At 70.4% G+C, this 8,079-nt stretch carries 7 protein-coding genes, 1 tRNA gene and 1 other RNA gene; 1 reads left to right on the forward strand and 8 read right to left on the reverse strand.

What is annotated here, in order from left to right; translation table 11 throughout:
• Positions 1-254 precede the first annotated feature (254 nt).
• Positions 255-344, reverse strand: an RNA gene (gene ffs, locus C1I93_RS25955) — signal recognition particle sRNA small type.
• 82 nt (positions 345-426) lie between these two features.
• On the opposite strand from ffs, the gene C1I93_RS25960 reads away from it, so the two are divergent.
• Positions 427-511: transfer RNA gene (locus C1I93_RS25960), tRNA-Ser, on the forward strand.
• A gap of 89 nt (positions 512-600) precedes the next feature.
• Here the strand turns inward: C1I93_RS25960 and C1I93_RS25965 are convergent.
• From C1I93_RS25965 to C1I93_RS26000, 7 genes are all read right to left on the reverse strand, one after another.
• Positions 601-1,866, reverse strand: coding sequence for a tyrosine-type recombinase/integrase (locus C1I93_RS25965; protein WP_111245906.1), 1,266 nt, complete (start codon positions 1,864-1,866; stop codon positions 601-603).
• 17 nt (positions 1,867-1,883) lie between these two features.
• Positions 1,884-2,093: a helix-turn-helix domain-containing protein gene (locus tag C1I93_RS25970; protein WP_111245907.1), complete on the reverse strand. Its 210-nt coding sequence runs from the start codon at positions 2,091-2,093 to the stop codon at positions 1,884-1,886.
• Positions 2,094-2,638: 545 nt separating this feature from the next.
• Complete coding sequence (locus C1I93_RS25980; protein WP_111245909.1) at positions 2,639-4,237, reverse strand: YfjI family protein; 1,599 nt, start codon at positions 4,235-4,237, stop codon at positions 2,639-2,641.
• Entirely contained in the window at positions 4,234-5,136 is a 903-nt protein-coding gene (locus C1I93_RS25985; RefSeq protein WP_111245910.1) for a bifunctional DNA primase/polymerase, read from the reverse strand. Before C1I93_RS25985 ends, C1I93_RS25980 begins: the two co-directional genes overlap by 4 nt.
• A 182-nt stretch (positions 5,137-5,318) precedes the next feature.
• Positions 5,319-5,615, reverse strand: coding sequence for a hypothetical protein (locus C1I93_RS25990; RefSeq protein WP_111245911.1), 297 nt, complete (start codon positions 5,613-5,615; stop codon positions 5,319-5,321).
• Entirely contained in the window at positions 5,612-5,860 is a 249-nt protein-coding gene (locus C1I93_RS25995; RefSeq protein ID WP_111245912.1) for a hypothetical protein, read from the reverse strand. Before C1I93_RS25995 ends, C1I93_RS25990 begins: the two co-directional genes overlap by 4 nt.
• 142 nt (positions 5,861-6,002) lie before the next feature.
• Positions 6,003-8,079: cell division protein FtsK (locus C1I93_RS26000; RefSeq protein ID WP_220039601.1), on the reverse strand; the 2,077-nt coding region annotated here is incomplete at its 5' end.

Genomic DNA, 8,079 nt, shown 5'->3' on the forward strand with positions numbered 1-8,079 from the left:
GCTGATGAGAGTGCAAGGAAGGGCCCCCTATTAACGCCTCGTGTATAGGAAGGGCCCCCTATTAACAGCCGCAGCCAACACTCACAGCCAGCGCGGCAGCGGCAGCAGGTGCCGGATGCTTGATCCACTTGGGTTGCGGCGTACCGTGCCCTCCCGCCGCCCGGAAGCCCCGACCCGCCGCAACTGGAGCGCCGAAGCCGGCGCGGGAGCACGCCGGGGCAGGGCGGAACTCTCCGGAGCCGGGCCGGAGACAGAAAGGCCCCCCGTGCACCCGGCAGAGCTCGCTTATCCTTGCTGCCTTCCGGCCCTGGGGAGGTTCACGAGATACCGCCGCACGGGAGGTGCCACCAGCGTACCTGACCCGCCGTGGATCTTCAGGGGGTGGCCGGGGTGGGCCGGACAGCGGGGACCTGTATCCTGTTCGGCGGAGGATTCGCCTAGAGGCCTAGGGCGCACGCTTGGAAAGCGTGTTGGGTTTACACCCTCACGAGTTCGAATCTCGTATCCTCCGCTCGCTTGAGCTGGAAAAACGACAGGGCCGGCCCCCGAAGGGACCGGCCCTGAGTCGTGTCTACGGTCGCTCTCGTCTCAGTTGTCGTCTCACTTGCCCTGTTCCGGCTGGTCGGGCGGCGGCTCGGTGACCTTCTCCCCCGGCCCGGTCGGCGGGTCGCCCCAGAGCAGTCCGCCGAGTTGCTGCGCGATGTCCCGGCGTACCTGGTCGGTCATGTGCTGGTACCGGACCGCCATCGCCGAGTTGGACCAACCCATGATGCCCATGACGGCGCGGCCGGAGACGCCGAGAACCAGGAGCGCGGTGGCGGCGGTATGCCGAGCGTCGTGCAGCCGGCCGTCCCGCACTCCGGCGAGCTTGAGCAACCGTTTCCACTCGTCATAATCCGTCGCCTGGTGGATCGCCTCGCCGGTCGGCGAGGCGAACACCCATCCGTCGTCCCGCCAGAGTTGCGCGGCGGTTTCGCGCTCGGCGTCCTGTTCTTTCCAATGCCGTCGCAGCAGGTCGACCAGGGCATCCGGCAAGCCGATTGAGCGTCGACCAGCACGCGATTTCGTGTCAGCCGCAACCGGGCGTTCGTTCACCCGCTCGGGACATTGACCGGGCAACTTCTGTTCGCACTTCCCGTCGCAACCGTGCCGCCATTTCGGCCGAAGCAGTGCCCGGCGGACGGTCAACGATCCGTTGTCCAAATCCACATCCGACCATTTGATGCCGAGCGCTTCGCCCTGGCGCAGACCGAGCGCCAGCGCCACCGCCCATCGCGCGCTGTTCCGCCGTGACGATGCCGCACGCAGGATCGCCTGTACCTCCGGGACGGAGTACGGCTGCACCTCGGAATCCGGCAGGCGGGGTGGCTTGGCCAGCGCGGCAGGGTTTCGGGCGAGGTGCCCACGACGGACCGCCTCGCCAAGTGCCGTGCGTATGGTTCGGTGCGCCTGGTGGGCGGTGCCGGCCGCGCTGCCGTTGGCCATCATCCGGACGTAGAGCCGTTCCAGGTGTTCGGGCTCCAGGCGGTCAAGGCGGTGGGCACCGACACCGGGAATCAGGTGCCGACGAACGGCGACCCGGTAGCCGTCGAGGGTGTTCGTCCGCACCACCGGGCCGGCGATGTTCTCGACCCAGTGCGTAAGCCACTTCTCGACCGTCCAGCGGCTACCCGGCTTCCGAACCGTCCCGTTGTCGCGCTCCCGTTCCAGGGCACGAACCTTGCGGATTACCTCGGCCTCGGTCCTCGCCTGAACGTGCCGCCGGTCGGGCCTGCCATCGTCCTTGACGCCGACCGTTACCCGGCCGTGCCAGTAGCCGTCACCGCCCTTGTAGATGCTGGATGCGCCGTTCGGCTTTCTTCCCATTCGTCGGGCTCCTTTCGTCAGGCGGCTTGGTCGAGTTGCGTCGGGCTGGACAAAAGGCTCTGTACGTACTCGTCAAGGCAGAAGGTGGGGACTCGGCGCAGCCGGCCGATGGTGACGGTGCGAATCTGACCCGTCTTGATCAGGGCGTACATCGTGGTGCGGCCGATACCGAGTCGCTCTGCGGCCTGCTCGATGGTCAAAACCACGCGGTTGTCGGGGGTGCTCATCGGCGGATGTCCTCCCTCGGGGTGGCGTCGAGGTAGATGCGCTGGAACATGGGGGGTCGGCGGTCGGGGTAGGGCCGGGAGGCGTGGCGGATGTGCAGTACTTGGGCGAGGGTGTCGAGTGCTGCGGCTGTTTCAGCGGGTGTGCCGTGCAGCCTGATTCGCACGGTGGCGGCCTTCCGGTCGGTGGCGGTCACTTGTGGAGGAACAGGGAGGTATCGCCGCAGAAGGGCATGGAGCGGCCCGCTGAGAGCGCCGTAGAGGCAAGATCTCGGGTGTCCCGGTGTTAGGCGTAGGGCGTGGCGCTCTCAGTCGCTTTCAGCGGGCCGTTTGCGGTCCATCGGCGGGCCGGTCGGGTGGCCGGTGGCGTCCGGTGGCGTCCCGGTGGTGGGGCCGGTAAGCGTTGACACGTTGACAATCCGCCGATGTGCGAGCGTTTCCGCAGGTGGGGGCGGGTGTGTGGGTGTCAACGTGGCCCGTTGACAGGCGTTGACACCCGTTGACACCGGGCGGGCCGGCGACGGATTGTCAACGCCTGTCAACGGGTGTCAACGCGGCCCGTTGACACCCTCGTGTGCCTCTTGACCTGCGGAAACGTCGGGGTCGGGGTCGGGTGTCAGCGTGTCAACGCTTCCGGGGTCCTCGGCGGTGGCGCGTGGGTGCAGCTCGTACCGGCCGTCCGGCCCGCTGCGGACCCATCCGAGCGCGGCCAGTTCGGCAAGTACCGCCGACACGTCGTCGGACTTGGGTAGCCGGCGGGACACGCGGCGGTGTAGCTCCCGGCGGGTGAAGGTGGTCATGCCCTTGCCGGTGAGCACGCCGAGCACGTACCGGGCGTTCTCCACCGCCGCGTCGCTGCCGATCGTGGTCAGCGCAGTCCGGTAGTGCGCGGCGAAGAACTCGGCCAGCCGTACGGCGTCGGCCATCCGGTCGGCGTCGATCGGCCGTCGCCATCCGTCCGCCGGGTGGTGCGCGACGTGCAACAGGCCGGCGAGGCGCAGTGTTGCGCCGGAGAGCTTGTTGCCCCATTCGCGCATGTCGTAGAGGCTTCCGCCGGGCCGTAGCTCGGTCTCGACCTGCTCGGCGGCGGCCCGCCGTACGCGGGAGGCGTCGTCGGTGAGGGTGACCACGGCCGGGTCGGTCCATTCGGCGAGGGTGGCGGCCAGGTCGTGCACGCGGTGGCGGTAGCCGACCGTCACCTGCTCCGGCACCGGTGGCGTGTCCACCGGCCGCCACCCGGCCAGCGATCGGGGTAGGGCGAACAGGAACCGGGCGGGTAGGCCACGTCCGGCGAGGTCGGCGTTGCCGCCGAACTTACGCAGCACGGTCGGCTGCGCCATCACGCACACGGTGAGCGCCGGTTTCTCGACGGATGCGCCTTCGCGGGTCTGCCGTTCGTTGCTCATCGGCTGCCCGGCGTGACCCTTCAAGTACGGGTCAAGGTTCGGTGCGCCGGAGTACCGACCGGCGAGGGTGTCGAAGATCCCGCCTTCATCACTGATGATCGCCATCCGTCCGCCGTTGGCCGCCATCAACCCGATCAGCGCCTCGGGGGTGGCGTCGTCCACGATCAGTTTCGGCAGGCCAGGAACGGTGATGGCCTCAGCGGCGATCGCGGCGGCTACCGCCTCGGCCGCTGCTTCGTCGCGCTTGTGCGGGTCGCTGGCCTTCGCCGCAGCCGTCTTGGCCTGCTCGGCGTGCCGGTCGGCGATGTCCCGCAGCGCGGCGGCCTCAGCAATCCGAGGTCGCGCCGCGTCGGCGAGCGTCGACTGAGCCGCGAACAGGGGCGCGGTCATCGCCCGATGCACCGGGCTCTTGCGTTCGCCGGGGCCGGCGATGACGGCAGCGAAGATGTTCACCGGCTCCCGCCACCCGGCCACGGGTTCGACTTCCAGCCGGCCGCCCGCGCACGCGGAGAGCACGGCCATGGCGAGGGTGCCGGCCATCGCCGGATCGGTGGCGGTGAACTGGGCAACGCCGGTCACCATGTCGCCCAACCATCGCGGGAACACCTCCACCGGGAACGGCGGCGGCGCCGCAGTCGGCCCGGTCAAGGGCACTGGAACATCCCACAGCGGCCCGCCCGGCGACTGCCCGGCGGTGGCGTCCTGCTGGTTGGTGACCAGGTGAAGACGGGCGGCGCTCATGCGGCCACCGCCCGAGGCCGGCGCGCACCAGCGGTCAGCCCGGATCGGACGGTGCGGTACGCCTCGGCGGTGCGCAACCCGGCCGTCACCCCCGCCTGTTCCAGCACGCTCTGGGCGTCGTCCTCGGCGAGCGCGCCACCGGCTACCAACTGCCCGAGCGCCACGGCAGCCACGTAGAGGGTGCGGTTTCGCTCTCCGGCGGCGGCACTGGTCACCCGGTCGACTTCCCGGCCGATGGCGGCCCGCACGTAGGCGCCGGCCCGGTTGGTGGGCAGGTCGACCACCACCGGCCGCTGCGGTGGCAACGGTGCGGGGGCGAGTAGGTCGGCCAGCCACGCGGGCAGCGGGCCGGGGTCGCAGTCCAACGCCACGACGTAGGGGCGGCCGGCGACGGTGGAACCGGCCGCCACGACGTAGCCACCGGCGGCGCGGGTGTCGACCATCGGCCCGAGCGTGCCGGCGGTGTTTCGCAGGGTCGGGCCGGTGGTCGGGTGCTGGTAGTACAGGTGCGTACCGCCCCGACCGGTGATCACGGTGTACGTCGGGTCGATGGTCGCGCCGTGCGCGTCGGCCAGCTCCGCGAGCACCGCCACGCCGTCCCGCCCGCCAGTCTCGGGCTCCTTCGGCGTGTCCAGGTCGACCACGACCAGGCGGGACGGGCCACACGCGATGCCGATTCCGTACGGCCGGACGGTCCACGCCCGGCGGATGCGGTCCGGGTCGGTGGTGGCCCGTGCCTCCCAGCCGACATGCCCGGCGCGGCAGCGCGGGTCACGGCCGGCGCACCGGTCGGCGGGGTGATCGGGGAACGCGGGTCGCTTGTCGTCGGGGCGTAGCGGGAAGACGTGCCAGCCGCGTTCGGCGTGGCCGAGCGCTGCGGTAAGCAGGTCATGGGTCATGGTGAGACTCCCGTGCGGGATGGTCGGAGCGTGGATAGGCGTTGACGGAACCTCGGGCCGCCCGGCCAGAGCGGCGGGTGTGTGAGCGGGACAGCGCAGCCCTTGCAGGTAGGGCCGCAGCCCGTCCGGGTTGTGGCAGTAGCGGCCAGCGGCGCCGATCCAATGACCGCACCGGCCGCCGGTCACGTCCCGGCCCGACCCGGCCGAGGCCGACCCGCGATCGCCGCGCGGGTGACCGCCTGCCGCAGATCACCGAGCAGCCCGACCAACTGGCGGCGGGCCGCCACCTCAGCGGGGGCGAGCGCGACACGAACGCGAATCTCGGCGTGGTCGCGGCCGGCGGCGGTGCGCACCCGCACCAGCACGGCCCGCGCCCGCCCGGCGATGTCGACCACGATTTCGTCGGAGCGGTGTTCGCCGAGGTTGCAGCGGTGGTCTCGGCCGCACCAGTCGGTGTGACCGGCGGCCCGCCGGTTCACCGGTGCGCCTCGCTGCGCATCCGGTGGAAGGTGTTGTAGACGCGCCTGCCGGTGCGCAGTCGCTGTCCCCGGTCGCAGCGTCGGCAGGCACGCGGCCGACGCAGGAACCGGGTCGTCGTCTGCCCGGTCCCGACGCAGCGTCGGCAGGTGGTGAACGGGGCGACCCAGCACAGGAGGCCGTAACCGAGGGTGATCAGTGCGGGGATGGTGGCCAGGGTGATAGCGGCGGTGAGCAGGGGGTCCATGACAGCCTCCCGGGCCGGTTTTCGGGCGTGAAGGACTGTGAGCTGCTATCCGCTAGAGGGCAGCTCATGATTCGGTTCGGGTGCTAGCGGGGGTGCTAGCGCTAGCAGCACGGGCCGCTAGCGCTAGCACCCTGCGGCGCGGTCAGTCGGCGGACCGCTTCCGGTCACGCTCCGCAATCGCAGCCAGCAGATCGGTGTGCTTGATTCCGCGCCGCGTGACCGACTTGCCGTCGATGCGCCGACCCACATCCCCGACCTTGATCAACGGATGCGGCTTGAGTGCGGTGGTGAGCTGTGCGGCTTCCCACCCGCCGTAGACGTCGGGTCGCAGTTCGGCGAGCAGACCGCACAGCGTTTCGTTCCACGCCGACTTCTCATCCCCCGGCCACACCTGGGCGAGGTCGCCGAGCACGTCGGCCACCGGGGCCACCTGCCGGGTCTGCTCGTCCGGCACGGGCAACGTCCCGGCGGTCTGCCGCAGTGCCACGGCGCGGGTGACGATGCGGGCGGCGGCGGTGGTGTCGACGTAGAACGACCGGACCGCCGACGCCTTCGACCCGAACCCCCGCAGGATGCCCCACCCGGCCTCAATGACCGGCTGGAACACCGTGGCGCGCAACCCCTGCTTGTAGGCCGAGGTGCCCAGGATCATGTCGTTGGCAGTCTGATCGGCCACGGACAGGCAGAACCGGGAGTTGACGTTGCGGGTGATACCGGTCGGCAAGCTGTCCTTGTCGGGAATCTGCGTCCCGATCAGGATGATCACCCCGAGCGCCCGGCCCAGCTTGATGACCTTCTCCAACAACTCCCCGGCATCCTTGCCGTACTTGCTGGTCATCAGCTCTTGCAGCTCATCGAACCACGCCACCAGCGGATGAAGCCCCGACCCCTTGAGCGACGCCAGTTCCGGCGTCACCTTGTTCTCCGGGGCCTTGCCCAGCCTCGCGTAGTGCTCGATGCGCTTGGAGCGGCGGCGGCATTCCTCGTACAGCCACTCGATGAACCCGAAGCACCGGGCGAGGGTGTCGTCGTCGAAGCCGTTGCCGTACTCGGCCATCACCGGCTCCAACACGGCGAAGTCCCCGACGCCCTTCAACTCGTAGCCGCGAATCTCCGTCCGGGGGTCGAGGGCTGCGGCCAACACGAGGTCCCGCAACGCGAACGTCTTCCCGCTACCGGGCTGGCCGCCGAACAGGAAGTTGCGGAACATCAGATCCACCGCCACCGTGTCCAGACGCGGCGTGGTGGCGAACGGGAACGGCTTGAACACGTCGACCCGCGCCGTGCTGGACAGCAGCGGCCACGCGGGTTGCTTCATCTGCGAGGCGGGTTCGTAGCCGACCCACAGGGCCAGGCGTCCGGTGTGACCGGGGGCGGGTTCGGGCCACACCTGATCCAACGGCAGACGCATCGCCGAGGCAAGGCGTCCCCGCCGTGCGACGACCTCGGCCGCTTCGACGCCGTAGGGCAGGTCCACCACGGCGAGGTGACCGGGGCCGTCCCGATGGATGTCGACGGGGAAGGTGATGGCCTTGGGGTCCTTGGCTACCGCCGAGTTGATCGCGGCCATCTGCAACGAGGTCAGCGCCCGCCGCACCAACTCGGCGGTGAGCTTGCGGTAGCGGGTGCCCTCCGTCACCCGATCCGTGAGCGGCCTGTCTGCGGGGCGGCCACGGGTCGCCAGCCACGGCACGACCACTGCGCCGGCTACCGCCGACCACCACGACGGACCAGCCGCGAGGACGATGACGCCGGTTCCGGTGCCTGCGGTTGCGGCCGCGAGGACCCACCACCGCCACACCGACTGACGCTGACGGCGGGCGTCCAGCTTCAACCACGTGTCGGCGTCACCTCGGGACGCGGCGGCCTGCCGCAGATGCCAGTTCCCCTCCTCAGCAGCCGCCCACCGCACCGCGTTGCCGATACTGCGGACCGCACCGATCGGCGCCCACGCCAGGGCCTTGACCGCGTATTTCGGCAGCCGGACGCCGTGGTAGGCGGTCACGTACCCGACGTCCTTGCTCTGATGCTTGACGGCGGCGCGCAGTGCGCGGCCGGAGCGCGCCCAGTCGGCGAGGATCGGGCGGCGGTGCTGCTGGCGGCCCGCCACGTCGGCCGGAATGTCGTCGGCCATGTCCACCAGTCCACCGACCCGGTCGGGACCGGCGTCGACCGTCTCGGCATCCTCGTCGTCGGTGGTGTCGGTGGGGGTGCGGGGC

Source organism: Micromonospora endophytica (genome assembly GCF_003236305.1).
Taxonomy (GTDB): domain Bacteria; phylum Actinomycetota; class Actinomycetes; order Mycobacteriales; family Micromonosporaceae; genus Micromonospora; species Micromonospora endophytica.